Raw genomic sequence first — 15,653 nt, 5'->3', positions numbered from 1 at the left:
AGGCGCAGCGAGTTCAGCGCCGCCGGCCCAGCGCGTCCGGAGCGAGGTTCCCGGGCGAAATCCGGGTGCCCTTCTTTGGGTCCTTTCTTGGGCAAGCAAGAAAGGACCTCGGGGCGCGCTGGCGAGTCAGCGCCAGGCAGTATGTGGACCGAAGGCACCGTAAACACCGGAGGACGAACCAGGACCAGCCTCACAACGGTTGAGATGAACGGTAAGTCAGGTGATAACCGATATGCGTCCAGCGCGATCTGCGCCACACGGGGTGATGGGGAAGCGCCGGATGGCGGGATTTGCGAGACTGACGCTATGGCGATGAAAAAGCGAATTACGGTTGGGCTGATCGTGCTGGCGGGGGTGGCCGCGCTGGTCTGGGCGCTGCGCCCGCAGCCGGTACCGGTGTCGCTGACCACGGTCGAGGCCGGCCCGTTCGAGGAGACCGTGCGCGAGGAAGGCCGCACGCGGTTGCGCGACACCTTCACCGTGTCGGCGCCGATCGCCGGCTTCCTGCATCGCGTCGAGCTGGAAGAGGGGGACGCGGTCGAGCTTGGCGACACGCTGTTCCGCATGGAGCCCCTGCCGACCCCGGCGCTGGATGTGCGCTCGCGCGAGCAGGCGCGCGAGAACCTGGCCGCTGCACGGTCGCGCCTGCAGAGCGCCGAGGCGAACCTCGAGAACCTGCGGGCCGAGGCGCGTTTCGCCGAGTCCGAGTATCGCCGGCATCAGGAGTTGTTCGAGCGCGGGGCGGTCTCGGCCACCGAGGTGGAGCGCATGGAGACCGCGCGCGACCGCGCGCGTTCGGCGGTGCGCGCCGGCGAATCCGCGGTGGAGGTCGCACGCAGCGAGATCGAGAGCGCGCGGGTCGTGCTGGAGATTGCCAGCGGCCAGATGCCGGAATCCGAGGCGGAAACCCTGTCCGTTCGCTCGCCGGCCTCGGGGGTGGTGCTGGAGCGCTATCGCTGCTGCGAGGGCACGATCGGGGCCGGCGAGCCGGTACTGGTCGTGGGCGATCTCGACGATCTCGAGGTGCAGGTGGACCTGCTGTCGATGGATGCGGTGCGCGTGGTGCCGGGCATGCGCGTGCGCCTGACCGACTGGGGCCGCGATGCCGAACTGGAGGGCACCGTACGCCGCGTGCAGCCATTCGGCTTTACCAGGATCTCCGCGCTGGGCGTGGACGAACAGCGCGTGCCGGTGATCCTCGACCTCGACGCGGTGGAGGCGCGCATGGCCGGACTGGCGGTGGGCTACCGTGTGGAGGCCGAGTTTCTGCTATGGGAAGGGGATGACGTGCTGCAGGTCCCGACCAGCGCGCTGTTCCGCGACCGCGGCGAGTGGTCGGTGTTCGTGGTCGAGGACGGCCGTGCCGAGCCGCGCCGGGTCGAGGTGGGTCGTCGCTCGGGCTTTGCCACGCAGATCCTCGACGGCCTGGAGGCGGGCGAGCGTGTGGTCACCCGCCCGGGGGACCGGGTGCAGGCCGGCACGCGCGTGGTCGAGAACTGACCGCTTTAGATGGCCAAAGACTTGAATGAGGCGCCGCCGGCTCGGGCGCTGGAAGATCTGCTAACCCCCCTGGATGCCGCGCTGCAGACGCGCGGTGCCGCCGTGCTGGTGGCCGAACCCGGTGCCGGCAAGACCACCCGCGTCCCGCTGCATCTGGCCGCCTCCAGCCCCGAGGATCGCGTGATCGTGCTGCAGCCACGCCGGCTGGCCGCCCGCATGGCGGCGACCTACATGGCCGGGCAGCTCGGTGAAGCGGCCGGGCAGACGGTCGGCTATCGCGTCCGCGACGAGCAGAAGGTCTCGGAGCGCACCCGGGTGGAGCTGGTCACCGATGGCCTGTTCCTGCGGCGCATCCAGGGCGACCCGCTGCTGGAGGGGGTTGGCACCGTGGTCTTCGACGAATTCCACCTGCGCCGGCCGGAGGCCGAACTGGCGCTGGCCTTTGCGCTGCAGGTGCGTCGGCTGCTGCGCCCGGAGCTGCGCATCGTGGTGATGTCGGCGACCCTCGACGACGAGGCCGTGGCGCGGCTGCTGGCCGGCCCGGAGGCGGATGCCGTGCCGGTGCTGCGGGCGCGTGGGCGGCAGTTCCCGGTCGAGGTCCGTTATGCCCCGATGGCGAAAGATGCGCCGCTGGCGGACGGCGTGGCGCAGGCGGTGCGGGATGCGCTGGCGGCGGAGACGGGCTCGGTTCTGGTCTTCCTGCCCGGCGAGCGCGAGATCCGCGAGGTGGCCGCGCGTCTGGGCGAGGGGGTGGGTGACGGCGTGGATACGTCCGCCGTCCCCGCGCGCATCGCGCCGCTGTTCGGCCGGCTGTCGGCACAGGAGCAGGCCCGGGCCGTGCGCCCGGCGCCCGCGGGCGAGCGCAAGGTGGTGCTGGCGACCGACATCGCCGAGACCAGCCTGACCATCGAGGGCGTGCGCGTGGTGATCGACGCGGGGCTGTCCCGCGAGCCGCGCTTCGATGCGGCGACCGGGCTCTCGCGCCTGGTGACGCTCCCGGCCTCGAAGGCCGCCGCAGAACAGCGGGCCGGGCGTGCCGGTCGCACCGAGCCCGGCGTAGCGATCCGCCTGTGGTCGCGGGCCGACGAGGTCGCGCGCCCGGACTACGCGACCCCGGGGATGCAGCAGGTGGATCTGCTGCCGCTGGCCCTGGAACTGGCCGGCTGGGGCGAGGCAGTGGCCGAACTCGACTGGCTGGAACCGCCGCCCGCGCAGGGCCTGGCCTCCGCGCAGGCGGTACTCGCGGAACTGGGTGCGGTGGATGCCACCGGTCGGATGACCGGGCATGGGCGGGCCCTGCTACGCCTGCCGACCCACCCGCGGCTGGCGCACATGCTGTTGCGGGGCCAGGAGCGGGGGCTGGCGCGCCTGGCCTGCGAATTGGCGGTGGCGGTAGAGGAGCCGGGTGTGGCCGGGCCGGAGGCGCCGCTGGAGCTGGGTGCGCGCCTGGAGCGCGCGCGGCGTTCGGGTGGGCGGGCCTGGCAATCCGGCCTGCGGCGTCTGGAACAGGCACTGGCCCGAGTCGGGGATGGCGCCGGCGCCCGGGATGCGGTACTGGACGAAAGCACGGCGCTGGGCGTGCTGGCGGCGCTGGCCTGGCCGGAGCGTATCGCGCGCCGCCGCGGCGAGGTGGCCGGGCGCTTCGTGATGGGGAACGGCCGCGGCGCGTGGCTGCCGGCGCGCGAGCGTTTGGCGCATGCCGACTACCTGGTCGCGGTGGATTGCACGGATGCCGACCGCGAGGCCCGCATCCGCTGCGCGGTGGCGCTGGATCTGGCCGCACTGGAGCAGGAGGCGCCGGAACTCTTCCACCGCGAGACGCGCTGCGACTGGGTGGAGGACGGCGCGCGGCTGGAGAACGCGCGGATTCGACGGATCGGCACGCTGGTGGTGGAGCGGCAGATGGTCGCGCTGGACGACCCCGCCGCCACCATCCCGCGCTGGTGCGAGCGGCTGCGCCGCGAGGGCCTTGCGCTGTTGCCCTGGGATGATGCGGCGACCCAGCTGCGCGCGCGCATCCAGCTGCTGCACGAAACCATGCCGGAGTCCGGTTTTCCGGATCTGCGCGACGACGCGCTGCGGATGACCCTCGAGGAGTGGCTGGGGCCGTATCTGGCCGGGATCACGCGGCGCCGGGATCTCAAGCGGCTGGATCTGGCGGCGATCCTGCGCGCGTGGCTCGACTGGGACCACCAGCAGCAACTGGAGCGGGAGGCACCGGCGCGCATCGAGGTCCCCTCCGGCTCCGCCCACCGGATTGATTACACGCAGGACCCGCCGGTGCTGGCGGTGAAGCTGCAGGAGCTGTTCGGCCTGGGCGAGACGCCCCGGGTCGCGGGCGGCCGCGTGGCGCTGGTGCTGCACCTGCTGTCGCCGGCGCGGCGTCCGGTGCAGGTCACCCAGGATCTCGCCAGCTTCTGGGAGAACGGCTATCCGGAGGTGCGCCGCGAGCTGAAGGGGCGTTATCCGAAGCACCCCTGGCCGGAGGATCCGTGGAATGCGCCGGCCACGCGGCATACGAAGCGGCGTGGGTAGCAGGCCCGGGTTTGGCGGGGGCTTCGCCTGCAAGCAGGCTCCCACAAGCGTTCTGCCCGCCAGGGTTGCGGGGCAAAGGCGCGGCCGTCATCAGAGAATGCGGAGGGTGGCGTTCTCGGGTAGTGTCGCGTTCAGTGCCGTCCGACGAGGAAGCGAACCGCGATGCTGAAGTTCCTGACCGTGATCCTGATCCTGCTGTTTGTCTGGTGGCGGGTGTCGCGCTGGATGGATGTGCGCCGCCGCCGCGCGCAGGGGGAGGATGTGTCCTACCAGGTGGACGTGAAGGGGTTTCGGCCGATCACGGTGCTCAGCATCATCTTTCTGATCCTCTACGGCGGCTACGTGATCTGGTTTGCCCTGACCGAGTGGGCGGATCTGCTGTAGCGGCGGACTGGTCGAGGGACCGTTACTCGATACCGAGTTTCTTCAGGCGGTAGCGCAGCTGGCGGAAGCTGAGGCCGAGCAGGCGCGCGGCGGCCGTACGGTTGCCGCCGGTCTGTTGCAGTGCGGTGGCGATGGCCTGGCGCTCCTGCGCGGCGAGCTGGTCGTCCAGTGCGCGGTCGGCCTCGTTGCGGGCGCTGTGGTCGGGGTCAGGCGGGCTGTCCGGGGCGCGGTCCATGACGGGTTCGGTGCCCAGGCCAGTGGCGGGAAGGTCGATGTTGTCGGCGTGGATCAGCCGACCCTCGCACAGGGTGGCGGCGCGCTCCAGGATGTTCTCCAGTTCGCGGACGTTGCCCGGGAAGCCGTGCCCCTGCAGGGCCGCGAGGGCATCGGGGGCCAGTTCCAGGTCGCCGGTCTCCCACTGCTCGCTGATGCGCCGCAGGATACGCGCGGCCAGGCGCTCGATGTCCCCGCGGCGGTTGCGCAGTGGGGGGACCTTCAGCTCGATCACGTTCAGTCGGTAGTAGAGGTCCTGGCGAAAGCGCCCCTCGCGTACGGCCTTCTCGAGGTCGTGATGGGTGGCGCTGAGGATGCGCACGTCCACCGGGATCTCGCGGGTGCCGCCGACCGGCTTGATCGCTCGCTCCTGGATGGCGCGCAGCAGCTTGACCTGCATCGGCAGTGGCAGGTCGGCAACCTCGTCGAGGAACAGCGTGCCGCCGTCGGCGGACTGGAACAGGCCGGTGTGGTCCTGGGTTGCCCCGGTAAAGGCGCCCTTGCGGTGGCCGAAGAACTCGCTTTCCATCAGCTCGCCGGGTATCGCGCCGCAGTTGACCGGGACAAACGGTCGCTCGGCGCGCGGCCCGAGGCGATGGATCTCGCGCGCGACCAGCTCCTTGCCGGAGCCGGATTCGCCGGAGATGAACACCGGCGCCTGGCTGCGGGCCAGCTTGTGGATGGTGGCTCGCAGGCGCTGCATGGGTTCGGAATGGCCCAGCAGGGGACTGTCGTCGGGGCGGGCCGGCGTGGTCGCGTCATCGGGCCCTTCTTCCGGCCCGGGGCCACGGGTCTCCAGGCGCAGTGCGGCGTCGATCAGTTCGCGTAGCTGTTTCAGGTCCACCGGCTTGCTGACGAAGTCGAAGGCCCCCAGTTTCAGTGCCTGCACCGCCGTGTCCACGCTGCCGTGGGCGGTGATCACGGCCACCGGCAATTCCGGGCGTTCGCACTGGATGTGGCGGACCAGCTCGAGGCCGTCGCCATCGGGCAGGCGCATGTCGGTCAGGCAGAGGTCGAAGTCGCGTTCGGCGAGCAGGGCGCGGGCGGGTTCCAGGCGGGTGGCCGTGGTCGCTTCCAGGCCCATGCGTGCCAGGGTGATCTCGAGCAGTTCGCAGATGTCGGGCTCGTCGTCCACGACCAGCACGTGACGGATACTCATGCGCCTTGTTCCTTTGGCGATTCGTCTTCCAGGGGAGCGAACAGGATCCGGAAGCAGCCGCCGGTGGGCGTCCGGATGTACTCCAGCGAGGCCCCGTTGTTTTCGCACAGCATGCGCGAGATGTACAGGCCGAGCCCGGTTCCGCCGCTGCGACCGGAGACGAACGGTTCGAACAGGTCCTTTTCCTGTTCCGTGGAGATCCCGGGACCGGCATCGATGACATCCAGGCTGACCACGCGGGCGACCTGGCCGGCGCCCCCGCGCAACACGATGGGCGGACTGTCGGGTTCGTCGTGACCGCCGTGGATGCGCGCGTTGGTGCACAGGTTCCACAGGATCTGGTTGAGCTGCGAGCGATCGAACTGGATTTCGGAGTCGCCCGGTTCCACCCGGGCATGCAGGGTGGAGCGGGGCAGTTGCAGGGCCCCGCAGAACTCCTCGGCAAAGCGGTCCAGGGTCTCCTGCAGGTTCAGGCGTTCGCGCTCGCCGGCGTCCCGGCGTGACAGGCTGAGGACATTGGAGATCAGTTCGTTCACCCGCTTGCTCTGGTTGTTGATGATGTCGAGCAGGCGCTGGTCGTGAGGCGCGAGGTCCGGTGACTCGCCGAGCAACTGGGCGCTGTGGCTGATCGCACCGAGCGGGTTGCGGATTTCGTGGGCGATGCTGGCGGTCAGCCGGCCCAGGGCCTGAAGCTTGCTGGCCTGGGCCTGGCGCTGAAGCTCGGCGGCGTCCTCCAGGATCAGCAGCGTGCCCTGGTCGCCGCGATCGCCCAGCGGCGCCAGGCGGATGCGCAGGGCCGGCTGATCGCGATCGCCCGGCAACTGCTGGCTGGTGTTGGGCCTGCCGCTGCGCTGCCACTCGCGGATGACGCGGGCCACCGAGGGCGACAGCGACGACAGGTGGCGCCCCGGCCGTGGCGGCAGCAGGCGGCGGGCGGCCTCGTTGATGGAGCGGATGTAGCCCTCCGGGTCCACCGCGATGACCCCGGCGCTCATGCGCGCGATGATCTGGGCATTCAGCTCGGCCAGATTCGCCAGGTCGGCCTCCTGGCGTTCCACCTGGGCGCGCGTCTCGCCGGCCCGGCGGGCGAAGTGGCGCGCCAGCAGGCCGGCCGCGAACAGGGTGGCGCCCAGCAGGCCAGCCTGGGTGATGGCGCTCTCGCCAGGATGGAGGAGCAGGGCGCTGACCGTCTCGGCCAGCAGCAGCGCCAGGGTGGCGATGGCCGCCAGACTCAGCGCGAAGCGCGCGCTGGATAGCAGTACCGCGGCGACCAGGGCGGGGACCAGCAGGAGGCCGATCCCGGTGCCGACCCCACCGGAGACGAGCAGCAGCCCGATCAGGCCGATGCCGTCCCCGGCGCCCCCGATCAGGGCGATGCGGCTGAGGCTGGTGGTGTTCGGGTTGTGGGTGCAACGCCAGGCGAAGCCGGCCGCGGCCAGCGCGAAGGCGAGGTAGGCCGTGGCGATCACCGCGTAGAACTGGGGGGCGACCGCATGCAGTCCCAGCGGGGTATCCGGGAACAGTCCCAGCAGCAGCAGAACCGCTGCGACAAAGACCCGGTAGAGCGCGAACAGCCAGGCGGAACGCCGGGTGTCGGCGTCGATCGGCGTGTGCGCCCCGTTCTGGCCGTCCATGCGCGCGGGGATCAGTCGTCTTCGCTGTGGGTGTCGGCGTCCGAGCGGCTGCGGTCGACCTCGGCGTGCTGGCGCGAGCAGTACAGGCGGTCCCCGTCGCGGTAGGCCTCGGCCTCCGGAACGTGCACGCCGCAGAAGGCGCAGCGGATCACCGCGCCACCTTCCTTGAGGCGTTCGGGGCGTTCCCCGCGGGAGACCTGCTTGCGGTTGCTGCTGGAGCGCACCAGGGTGCGCACCGCGAGGAACACGGCGACGATGGCAACGATCAGGAGCAGCAGGCGCATGACCGGATTCTAGGGGAAACGCTGGTCAATGTGCACATTGATCAGCGTTTCCCTGACGCGATGATGGTCGCGGACCATCGGACCGGCCAGCTCGCGCTCCCGTAAGGGTCAGCCGGTGTTGCGCATGCCGGCGGCGATGGCGTTGATCGAGCGCAGCAGGGGCGACAGCCAGGGATTGTCGGCGTCGTCTCCGGCCTCGGCGTCGAACTCGCGGGATTCGCGCAGCAGGTGGATCTGGATGCTGTTGAGCGGGTCCAGATACGGGTTGCGCCGTTGCAGCGAGCGCGCCAGCAGGGGGGTCTCGTCCATCAGGGCGTCCAGCTGGGCGACCCGCAACACCTCGGTCACGGTGCGGCTGTGCTCGTCGCGGACCCGGGCATAGATGCGTTCGGCCAGTTCCGGGTCGCTGCACAGGCGGGCGTACTCGGCCGCGGTGCGCATGTCGGCCTTGGTCAGCGCCATCTGGCAGTTGGACAGCAGCGAGCGGAAGAACGGCCACTCCTGGTACATGCGCTGGAGCTGGGCCAGGCGCTCGGGATCGTCGCCACGCCAGCGCTCCAGCGCGGTGCCGATGCCGTACCAGGCGGGCAGGGTGTGGCGCGCCTGGGCCCAGCCGAAGACCCAGGGGATCGCCCGGATCGAGCTCTTGGAACGATCGGTCTTGCGCCGGTGCGAGGGGCGCGAGCCGATGTTCAGGAAGCCGATCTCCTGCACCGGGGTGATCTCGTAGAAGTAGTCGAGCACACCGTCGGTGCGGTCGATCAGCTCGCGATAGGCATCCTCGCCGCATTGCGCGAGATCCTGCATGGTGGCGCGGTAGTCGTCGCGATCCTGGCGCGGTGGCCGGATCAGGCTGCGCGAGGCGAGCATGACACCGGTGGCGCCCATGCCCAGCTCATAGACCGCGGTCTCCACGTTGGAGTACTTGTACGACAGCACCTCGCCCTGTTCGGTGAACTTGATGCGCCCCTGCACGGTGGCCGGGGGCTGGGCGAGGATGGACTCATGGGTCGGGCCGCCGCCACGGCCGACGGTGCCGCCGCGGCCATGGAACAGCTGGCAGCGCACGCCAAAGCGGTCGGTGATGCCGACGATCTTCTTCTGCGCCTCGTAGAGGTTCCAGCTGGAGGCGAGGATGCCGCCGTCCTTGCAGGAATCCGAATAGCCGAGCATCACGTCCTGGATGTTGCCGGAGGCGGCCAGCAGGCGGGCGTAGACCGGGTTGGACAGCAGGCCCTCGAGGACGTCCTCGACATGCAGGAGGTCCTCGATGGTCTCGAACAGCGGCGAGATGCGCAGGTGGCAGAAGGGGTTGCCGTCTTCGTTGTCTCCGGCCAGCCCCGCGAGGCGCCCCAGCAGCAGGACCTCCAGCACATGCGAGGCCGCGTGGGTCATGGAGATCACGTAGGTCCCGATGCCATCCGGGCCGACCTCGCGGCGCATGCCCTGGATGACCTCGAACACGCGCAGGGTTTCGCGGGTGCCTTCGCCCAGGGCGTCGCGGTCCAGTTCCGGCAACTGTTCGGCGGCGATCAGGTCGCTCAGGGCCTGCTGGCGGCCGGTCTCGTCCAGGGCGGCGTAGTCGGTGTCCGGGGCCAGCTGGCCGAGGATCTCGGCGATCGCGTCGGTATGCACGGTGGATTCCTGGCGCACGTCCAGGTGGTGCAGGTGGAAGCCGAAGGTCTCGACCAGGCGGATCAGATCGGTCAGCGCGCCGCTGGCGATATTGCGGTCGCCGTGGCTGATCAGCGAGTCGCGGATCAGCTTCAGGTCGCTCAGGAAGGCCTGGGCGTCGGCATAGGCGCTGTTGGTCGGAAGCACCGCGGCCTCGCCATGTACCCGCCGGACCACGGTGTCCAGGGTTTCGCGCAGGCGATACCGCATGATGTAGAGCTTGCGCCGGTAGGGCTCGCTCTCGAAGCGGTCGGAGGCCCCCTGGAACACCGCGTTCGCGATGTTGGCGTCGGAGTCCAGGCTGTCGAGGAAGGCCTGCGACGGCTGGCACATGAACGACGAGTGGGTCAGCACGTTGCGCAGGTGGTTGACCCGCTTGATGTATTCGCGCAGGACCTGCTCCATCGCCAGGCGACAGGACAGTTCGGTGACCTCGGGGGTCACGTTCGGGTTGCCGTCGCGGTCCCCGCCGATCCAGGAACCGAAGTGCAGGAAGGCCGGGATCCGCACCGGCAGGCTGCCGTCCGGGTGGACGCCGTAGATGCGGCGGATGGCCTTTTCCAGGAAGCGGTAGGACTGCGGGATGGCCTCGAACAGGCTCTCCTCGAAGTAGAACAGACCGTACTTGATCTCGTCCTGGACCTGCGGCTTCTTTACCCGTACCTCGTTGGTGCGCCAGAGGATCTGGATCTGGGTTTCCAGTTCCTCGGTGATCAGGCGGCGTTCCTCCTCGCCCAGACCGGGCTGGTTCAGCCGGTCGGCGGTCTCGAACACGCGGCGCTGGTTCTCCATCGTGGTCCGGCGACGGGCCTCGGTGGGGTGGGCGGTGAAGACCGGCTGGTAGTGCAGTTCGCTGAGCAGCCGTTCCAGCTCCTCGGCGGTGACCCCCTCGTCATGCAGTTGGCGCAGGGTCTGGTCGAAGGAGCCGGTCCACAGCGGTTCGCCGCTGGAGACCTGGGCCCGGCGCCAGCGGTAGAACAGGTCTTCCTCGGCAATGTTGACCAGGCTGAAGTAGATGCTGAAGGCGCGGATCACGCGCTCGGTGAGCGCGGCGTCGAAGTGGGTGATGTCCGCCATCAGCTGGCGGCGCAGGTCCGGGTCCTCGTTCTTGCGCAGGCTGACAAAGCCGCGGCGCAGCTTTTCGACCGCGTCGAATACCGCCTGGCCTTCCAGCTTGTGGATCACGTTGCCCAGGAGTTCCCCGAACAGCCGCACGCGGGCGCGCAGTTCCTTGTCCTTGGGCAGGAATCGGTCGTGTTGATCGCTTCGAGTCATATCGGGCCTGTGCGCGCAGGACGACGATCGCCGCTGCCTGGGCTTGCCGGTTGGGGTCGGGAGGTCGCGAAAAGGACGCGATTATAGCGCAGATGCGGCCTTCGCACGCCGGCTGCGGCGCGGGAGCTGTTCGCGGTACAGGGCGAGATAGGCGTCGGCGCTCGCGTTCCAGCCGAAGTCGCGGGCCATGCCGGTGCGCATCAGTTGTTCCCAGCGGCCGTCGCCGCGGGCGGCGTACAGCCCCAGGGCGCGCTCCAGCGCGCCGCCGAGGGCGGCCACGCTGTCCGGCGAGAAGCTGAATCCCGTGGCCGTGCCGGTGTCCAGATGATCGGGTGTGGCGTCGACCACGGTGTCCGCCAGGCCCCCGGTGGCGTGGACCACCGGCGGGGTGCCGTAGCGCAGGCTGTAGAGCTGGTTGAGACCGCAGGGTTCGAAGCGCGAGGGCATCAGGAACAGGTCGGCGCCGGCCTCGATCTGGTGGGCCAGGGGCTCGTCATAGCCGATGTGCACCCCGACCCGGCCGGGATAGGCGCGCGCCAGGGCGCCGGTGGCGTGTTCCAGGTCCTTCTGGCCGGAGCCGACCAGGGCCAGCTGGATGCGCCCGGCCTCCAGCAGCGGGGTGCAGGCGGCATGCAGCAGGTCTACCCCTTTCTGCTCGACCATGCGGCCGACGTGGCCCAGCAGCGGGATGTCCGGGTCCGGTTCCAGGCCCAGGCGGGTCTGTAGCGCGGCCTTGTTGGCGGCCTTGCCGGCGAGGTCGTCGGCGCTGTAGCGCGCGGCAATATGGCGGTCGCGCGCCGGGTCCCAGTCGCGGTAGTCGACCCCGTTGAGGATGCCGTGCAGGTCCGCGGCGCGGGCGCGCAGCACGCCGTCCAGGCCCATGCCGGAGGCTGGCTCCTGGATCTCGCGGGCATAGGTCGGCGAGACCGTGGTAATGGCGTCGGCAAAGACCAGGGCCGCCTTCATGAACGACAGCTGGTCGTGAAACTCCAGCGCCTCCGGGTGCCACAGGTCCGCGGGCAGGTTCAGCTCCTGCAGGGTGCTGGCCGGGAACAGGCCCTGGTAGGCCAGGTTGTGAATGGTGAATACGGTCCGCGGGCGCTCGATGCCGGTGCGCTCCGGGTCCAGCAGCAGCGGCACCAGGCCGGTCTGCCAGTCGTTCAGGTGGATGAGCTCCGGGGTCCAGCCCAGCCCGGCCTCGTCGCGCGCGAGGGCGACGATGGCGCGGGCGAAACCGGCGAAGCGCTGGGCGTTGTCCGGCCAGTCCATGCCGTTGCTGGCGCTGTACGGATTGCCGGCGCGCTGGAAGTACTCCGGCCAGTCGATCAGGTAGACCGGCACGCGAGTGCCGGGCAGGCGGCCCTCGAGGAGCTGCCACGGGGCGTTGTCCGGACCCGGGCGCGGGGTGGCATCCACCAGATTGCGGCAGGCCTCGGGATAACCGGGCAGGACCAGGCGCACATCCTGGCGTCGGCGGCGCAGGGCGGCGGGCAGGCTGGCACTGACATCGGCGAGCCCGCCGGTCTTGACCAGGCTGTAGGCCTCGCTGCTGGCGAACAGGATGCGCATGAAGAGTTCCCCGGGAACGGAACCGGCGGCGCCGGATGGTTTCTATGGATTGTAACGCAGGGGACCGGGCGGCACTCTGGGGAACAGGACAAGCGGGGGCATGGAATGACGACAGGACGGAATACGGGGATGGAGAGTGCCCTGCGGGTCGAGGCCCGCCGGCTGGAGGGCGAGACCTTGCGCGATCTGTTCGCGCGCGATCCCGACCGGGTGCAGCGGGATGTGCAGGAAATCGCCGGCATGCGCCTGGACTGGACGCGTCAGCGCCTGGACGCCCCGGCCTGGGATGCGCTCTTCGAGCGGGCCGCGGCCTGCGAGGTGCCGGAGGCGCTGCGCGCGCTGTTCGCCGGCGAACGGGTCAACACCACCGAGGGCAGGGCGGCGCTGCACACCGCCCTGCGTCTGCCGCGCGAGGCGCGCTGCGAGGTGGATGGCCACGATGTCGTGCCCCAGGTGCATGCCCAGCTGGACCGGGTCGAGGCCTTCGTGCAACAGGTCCACGACGGTACCCACCGGGGCTACAGTGGACGTCCGATCCAGCGGGTGGTGAACATTGGCATCGGCGGTTCCGACCTCGGGCCGCGCATGGTCTGCCGGGCGCTGGCGCCGCATGCGCGGGCGACGGCCGAAGGCGCGCCGCTGGCGGTCCAGTTCGTCTCCAACGTGGACGGCGCGGCCCTCTCCGCCGTGCTGCGCGAGGCCGACCCGGAGACCACGCTGTTCATCGTCGCCTCCAAGACGTTTGGCACCCAGGAGACCCTGACCAACGCCCGCGCGGCCCGCGCCTGGCTGCTGCGCCATGCACCGGACGACTCGGCCGTGGCGCGCCACTTCGTGGCGGTGTCCACCGCGCGCGACCGGGTGACCGAATTCGGCATCGACCCGGACAACATGTTCGGTTTCTGGGACTGGGTCGGTGGGCGCTACTCCGTGTGGTCCACCATCGGGCTGCCGGTGGCACTGCTGCTGGGCATGGATGGCTTTCGTGCCTTCCTCGGCGGCGCGCACGCTATGGACGAGCACGTCCGGCGCGCGCCGATCGCCGGCAACGCGGCGGTGCGCATGGCGCTGGTGGATCTGTGGAACCAGAATCTGCTGGGCGCGCAGTCGCGCGCAGTGCTGCCCTACGACGAACGCCTCTCGCTGCTGCCCCCGTACCTGCAGCAGGCGGAGATGGAGAGCCTGGGCAAGCGCGTGGGGCTGGACGGCCAGGTGGTGACGGACGATACCGGCGCGGTGGTCTGGGGCGCGGTGGGGACCGACGGCCAGCATGCCTTCTTCCAGCTGCTGCATCAGGGCACGCGCTTCATCCCGGCCGAGTTCATCGGCGTGGCGCGCCCCGAGCACGACCTGCCGGCGCAGCATCCGTTGCTGATGGCCAACCTGGTCGCGCAGGCGGAGGCGCTGGCGACGGGCAAGGACGAGGGCGCGGTGCGCGCGGAGATGGCGGCGGCGGGACAGTCGCCGGAGGCGATCGACGCCCTGGCGCCGCACCGGAGCTTCCCCGGCAACCGGCCGAGCACGCTGATCCTGCTGGAACGCCTGGACCCGGCCACGCTGGGCGCGCTGATCGCGCTGTTCGAGCACAAGATCTACGTGCTGGCCACGCTGTGGGGTATCAACGCCTTCGACCAGTGGGGGGTGGAGCTGGGCAAGCAGTTGGCCGGCCAGATCCTCGCGGATCTGGAGCCGGGGGCGACACCCGCCGCACACGATCCCGCGACCACCGCCACGCTCGACTGGTTGCGCCCGCGGTTACCGCAGCGGGACTGACCCACGTCCGTTCCGACTTGGCTCAGACGGTCAGGGCGTCGTCGGACTCCTCGATAGCGGGGACGTCCGTGGGCAGGGTGATCGTCCGGGTGTCGCCGTCCAGCCAGAAGCGGATCTCGGCCTCCGCGCCATCGGCGGTGGCCGACACCGCCTCGAGGAAGTCCATCGGGGTGGCGGGCACGCGGCCGTTCACCTCCAGGATCAGGGCCCCGTGGCTCAGTCCCGCGGTGGCGGCCCGCCCGGTCGCGCGGCTGACCAGAACGCCGGGTTCGTCGGGCAGTTGCAGGGCCTCGCGCAGGTCGTCGCGGGCCTCGACTACGGTGATGCCCAGGGCGGTGACGACCTCGTCCTCGCCCGGCGGCGTGTAGTCGAAGGGCACCTCCGCCTCGAGGATCTCCGGGGCGACGTGGATCGCCGCCCCGCTGCGAACGGCCAGGGCGAGCGCGTCGCTGGGACGGGTGTCGATCATCCGCGGCTCGTCGTCGCCGGCCACACGCACCTCCAGCCAGCCGAGATAGGTGCCGTTTTCCAGGCCGTCCACGATCACCCGCTCCAGGCGGGCGTTCAGTTGCTCCAGCAGGTCGATCATCAGATCGTGGGTCTGCGGGCGCGACAGCGGGACCTCGTGCATCGCGAGCAGGATCGCGCGGGCCTGATCGGTGCCGATCACGATGGGCACCACCTCGCCGGAGGCCGGGTGGCGCAGCAACGCGATGGGGGCGCCGGAGTTGGCGTCCACCCCGACGGTGGCCAGCTCGACCGGCAGCAGGCGATCCGGATCAGTGGCCATCTCTCGCGCCAGGGCATCGCTGGCCAGAACCAGCAGCAGGACGAGTACGAGGGGCAGGGATAACCGGGAGCGGGGCATCGGCAGGGTGCCTGGGAAAAGGTGTCTCCCGATCATGGCAGTGCGCTCGCGAGGCGTCCAGAATACCCGGCCTGCTTTTCCGGATGGATGGATACGATGGCCAGTGACAAGCCCTATGCCCCGGCGGCGGAACAGAACCGCACGCCGATCCTGGAGGTGCTGCGCGAGCGTTTTCTCGCCCACGGTCGGGTGCTGGAGGTCGGCGCTGGAACGGGGCAGCACGCGGTGCACTTCGCCGCGGCGCTTCCCCACCTGGACTGGCATCCCAGTGATGTGGCCGAGAATCTGCCCGGTGTAGAGGCCTGGCGGCGCGAGGCCGCCGTGCCCAACCTGCGGCCGGCGCAGCCACTGGACGTGCTGCGGGACCCCTGGCCGGAGGGGCCGTTCGAATACGTCTACAGCGCCAACACTGTGCACATCATGCACTGGCCGGCGGTCGAGGCGCTGTTCGCCGGCGTGGCACGGGTGCTGGCGCCGGACGGGTTGTTCGCCCTGTATGGCCCGTTCGCCCACGACGGGGCCCACACCGCCGAATCCAACGCGCGCTTCGACCAGATGCTGCGGGCGCAGGACCCGGGCATGGGCGTGCGCGACCGCGCCCACCTGGACGCGCTCGCCACCGCCGCCGGTCTCGCACCCGAGGCGGTCATCAACCTCCCGGCCAACAACCAGATCCTCCTCTGGCGTCGTGCCTGAAAAGCCGGGGTATGGTCATTACGGCGTCA

The 15,653-nt window shown here is 70.3% G+C and carries 11 protein-coding genes; 5 read left to right on the top strand and 6 right to left on the bottom strand.

Going from position 1 to position 15,653, the window contains the following annotated elements; genetic code table 11:
• Window positions 1-306 precede the first annotated feature (306 nt).
• The 3 genes from C996_RS0113200 to C996_RS0113190 all read left to right on the top strand — a co-directional run bounded on the left by C996_RS0113200 (window position 307) and on the right by C996_RS0113190 (window position 4,419).
• Entirely contained in the window at window positions 307-1,500 is a 1,194-nt protein-coding gene (locus C996_RS0113200; RefSeq protein ID WP_018867903.1) for an efflux RND transporter periplasmic adaptor subunit, read from the top strand.
• Window positions 1,501-1,509: 9 nt separating this feature from the next.
• Window positions 1,510-4,035 (top strand): ATP-dependent helicase HrpB, encoded by a 2,526-nt coding sequence (gene hrpB / locus C996_RS0113195; protein ID WP_018867902.1) that lies wholly within the window; start codon window positions 1,510-1,512, stop codon window positions 4,033-4,035.
• A gap of 162 nt (window positions 4,036-4,197) precedes the next feature.
• Complete coding sequence (locus C996_RS0113190) at window positions 4,198-4,419, top strand: hypothetical protein (protein ID WP_018867901.1); 222 nt, start codon at window positions 4,198-4,200, stop codon at window positions 4,417-4,419.
• 22 nt (window positions 4,420-4,441) lie between these two features.
• On the opposite strand, the gene C996_RS0113185 is transcribed toward C996_RS0113190, so the two are convergent.
• The 5 genes from C996_RS0113185 to glgA form a co-directional block, all read right to left on the bottom strand.
• Window positions 4,442-5,851, bottom strand: a complete 1,410-nt coding sequence (locus tag C996_RS0113185) for a sigma-54 dependent transcriptional regulator (protein WP_018867900.1) — start codon at window positions 5,849-5,851, stop codon at window positions 4,442-4,444.
• Window positions 5,848-7,485: a PAS domain-containing sensor histidine kinase gene (locus C996_RS0113180; RefSeq protein ID WP_018867899.1), complete on the bottom strand. Its 1,638-nt coding sequence runs from the start codon at window positions 7,483-7,485 to the stop codon at window positions 5,848-5,850. The genes C996_RS0113185 and C996_RS0113180 overlap by 4 nt, the downstream gene beginning before the upstream one ends.
• Window positions 7,486-7,496: 11 nt before the next feature.
• Window positions 7,497-7,769: a PP0621 family protein gene (locus tag C996_RS0113175; RefSeq protein WP_018867898.1), complete on the bottom strand. Its 273-nt coding sequence runs from the start codon at window positions 7,767-7,769 to the stop codon at window positions 7,497-7,499.
• 108 nt (window positions 7,770-7,877) lie between these two features.
• Window positions 7,878-10,718, bottom strand: a complete 2,841-nt coding sequence (ppc, locus tag C996_RS0113170) for a phosphoenolpyruvate carboxylase (RefSeq protein WP_018867897.1) — start codon at window positions 10,716-10,718, stop codon at window positions 7,878-7,880.
• 81 nt (window positions 10,719-10,799) lie between these two features.
• Window positions 10,800-12,287 (bottom strand): glycogen synthase GlgA, encoded by a 1,488-nt coding sequence (gene glgA / locus C996_RS0113165; protein ID WP_018867896.1) that lies wholly within the window; start codon window positions 12,285-12,287, stop codon window positions 10,800-10,802.
• A gap of 129 nt (window positions 12,288-12,416) precedes the next feature.
• Here glgA and pgi point away from each other — a divergent pair, with 129 nt between their 5' ends.
• On the top strand, window positions 12,417-14,060 hold the full coding sequence (gene pgi / locus C996_RS0113160) for a glucose-6-phosphate isomerase (protein WP_018867895.1): 1,644 nt from the start codon (window positions 12,417-12,419) through the stop codon (window positions 14,058-14,060).
• A 22-nt stretch (window positions 14,061-14,082) separates the two neighbouring features.
• Here pgi and C996_RS0113155 read toward each other — a convergent pair whose 3' ends face one another.
• Window positions 14,083-14,928 carry a bifunctional nuclease domain-containing protein gene (locus C996_RS0113155; RefSeq protein ID WP_018867894.1) on the bottom strand — a complete coding sequence of 282 codons (846 nt, stop codon included), beginning with the start codon at window positions 14,926-14,928 and terminating at the stop codon, window positions 14,083-14,085.
• Between the two features lie 96 nt (window positions 14,929-15,024).
• Between C996_RS0113155 and C996_RS0113150 the strand changes: the two genes are divergently transcribed.
• Window positions 15,025-15,624, top strand: coding sequence for a DUF938 domain-containing protein (locus C996_RS0113150; RefSeq protein WP_018867893.1), 600 nt, complete (start codon window positions 15,025-15,027; stop codon window positions 15,622-15,624).
• Window positions 15,625-15,653 lie beyond the last annotated feature (29 nt).

Origin of the sequence: Thioalkalivibrio sp. ALE25 (assembly GCF_000377285.1) — a bacterium.
Classification (GTDB): domain Bacteria; phylum Pseudomonadota; class Gammaproteobacteria; order Ectothiorhodospirales; family Ectothiorhodospiraceae; genus Thioalkalivibrio.
Note: the sequence above shows the minus strand (reverse complement) of the source record. Positions and strands in the feature narration are given on the sequence as shown.

What these genes read in the sequence shown, in the direction of transcription:
- C996_RS0113200 (WP_018867903.1), top strand. Translation starts at nt 307, where the DNA reads ATGGCGATGAAAAAGCGAATTACGGTTGGGCTGATCGTGCTGGCGGGG.
- hrpB (WP_018867902.1), top strand. Translation starts at nt 1,510, where the DNA reads ATGGCCAAAGACTTGAATGAGGCGCCGCCGGCTCGGGCGCTGGAAGAT.
- C996_RS0113190 (WP_018867901.1), top strand. Translation starts at nt 4,198, where the DNA reads ATGCTGAAGTTCCTGACCGTGATCCTGATCCTGCTGTTTGTCTGGTGG.
- C996_RS0113185 (WP_018867900.1), bottom strand. Translation starts at nt 5,851, where the DNA reads ATGAGTATCCGTCACGTGCTGGTCGTGGACGACGAGCCCGACATCTGC.
- C996_RS0113180 (WP_018867899.1), bottom strand. Translation starts at nt 7,485, where the DNA reads ATGGACGGCCAGAACGGGGCGCACACGCCGATCGACGCCGACACCCGG.
- C996_RS0113175 (WP_018867898.1), bottom strand. Translation starts at nt 7,769, where the DNA reads ATGCGCCTGCTGCTCCTGATCGTTGCCATCGTCGCCGTGTTCCTCGCG.
- ppc (WP_018867897.1), bottom strand. Translation starts at nt 10,718, where the DNA reads ATGACTCGAAGCGATCAACACGACCGATTCCTGCCCAAGGACAAGGAA.
- glgA (WP_018867896.1), bottom strand. Translation starts at nt 12,287, where the DNA reads ATGCGCATCCTGTTCGCCAGCAGCGAGGCCTACAGCCTGGTCAAGACC.
- pgi (WP_018867895.1), top strand. Translation starts at nt 12,417, where the DNA reads ATGGAGAGTGCCCTGCGGGTCGAGGCCCGCCGGCTGGAGGGCGAGACC.
- C996_RS0113155 (WP_018867894.1), bottom strand. Translation starts at nt 14,928, where the DNA reads ATGCCCCGCTCCCGGTTATCCCTGCCCCTCGTACTCGTCCTGCTGCTG.
- C996_RS0113150 (WP_018867893.1), top strand. Translation starts at nt 15,025, where the DNA reads ATGGCCAGTGACAAGCCCTATGCCCCGGCGGCGGAACAGAACCGCACG.